The organism is Nitrosophilus sp. (assembly GCF_982775275.1).
Genome location: NZ_CEXZHP010000301.1, coordinates 1 through 1,314, shown reverse-complemented (window position 1 = coordinate 1,314; position 1,314 = coordinate 1). Strand labels below are relative to the sequence as shown.

Annotated in this window: 2 protein-coding genes; both read left to right on the top strand. The window is 40.8% G+C overall.

All coding sequences use genetic code 11. The annotated features are described in order from the left end of the window. Nucleotides 1–723: pyridoxal-phosphate-dependent aminotransferase family protein (locus tag AC30RD_RS09455; RefSeq protein ID WP_489494297.1), on the top strand; the 723-nt coding region annotated here is incomplete at its 5' end. Continuing rightward, on the top strand, nucleotides 724–1,314 hold a 591-nt coding region (locus AC30RD_RS09450; protein ID WP_489494296.1), incomplete at its 3' end, for an ATP phosphoribosyltransferase regulatory subunit. It lies immediately after the preceding gene.

Below are 1,314 nucleotides of genomic sequence, written 5' to 3'. Positions count from 1 at the left end.
AGTGAGAGTGCCGGAGGACTTCGTCACCCTGTAGAGGAGATGGCACAAGCGGTAAAAGCATACAATCCCGATATTATGATTATAGCAGATGGGATTACAGCCGTTGGTGTAGAAGCGATAGATGTAACCAATATTGATGCACTTATTGCAGGGAGTCAAAAGGCATTAATGCTCCCTCCGGGTCTTGCAATTTTAGGTCTGAGTGATGCTGCCATTACAAAAATCGGCAAGGGGAGAGGATACTACCTTAACCTGGCAAGCGAGATTGCAAAGCAAAGACAAAATACAACAGCATATACAGCTGCAACAACTCTTGTTATAGGGCTTTTAGAGGTTTTAGAAACAATTGAAGCAAAGGGCGGCATAGAGAAACTCTACGAAAAAACAGCTATAAGAGCGCGTGCTGTCAAGGAAGCTATGGAGGCAATAGGGCTTCATATCTACCCAAAAACACCCGCAAAATCTATGACAACCATTGATGACCAACACGCAAGTGAGATAAGAAAACTCTTAAAAGAGCGTTACGGTGTCAATGTTGCAGGGGGACAGGACCACCTTAAAGGGAAGATTTTTAGAATCAATCAGATGGGTCTTATAGAAGATTATGAGATGGCGTGGGTTGTAAACAGTGTTGAACTTGCTCTTGATACGCTTGGCAGAAGAAAATATGATGCAACCGCAACAAAAGTATTGAATGAAATCACTTTTGGATTAGGGAGATAAATGATACTCGAACATGAAATTCCAAACGGCTCCAAACTCTACTTTGCGCAGAGTGCAAAAGTAAAACGCCGTATTGAACATATTGCCAGTGATATTCTTGATAAACACGGATATGAAGAGATTGTCACGCCTGTATTTTCGTACCATCAGCACAAATCTATAGCAGATGAGAGGGAACTGATTCGTATCAATGATGAGAAAAACAATGCACTTTCATTGCGTGCAGATTCCACGATAGATGTTGTTCGCATTATTGAGAAGCGTCTTGGATCAAACACGCAACAAAAAAAATGGTTTTATATTCAGCCTGTATTTACCTACCCTACCAATGAACAGTATCAAGTGGGTGTGGAGTATATGGGGGAGACAACACTTGCGTGTGTGATGAATATTGCCACGGAGATTTTTGAAAAACTTGAACTCTCCCCATTGATGCAGATTTCCAATATGAGAATTCCACAACTTTTAGTTGCGATGTTTGAAGAGCTTACCATTGATGATTTTCGACATATCAATATTGATAAGTTTATCTCTTTGGAGGTAGATTGGTTGACACAACTTGTTTATCCGCAACATCTAGAACAGGTGGAT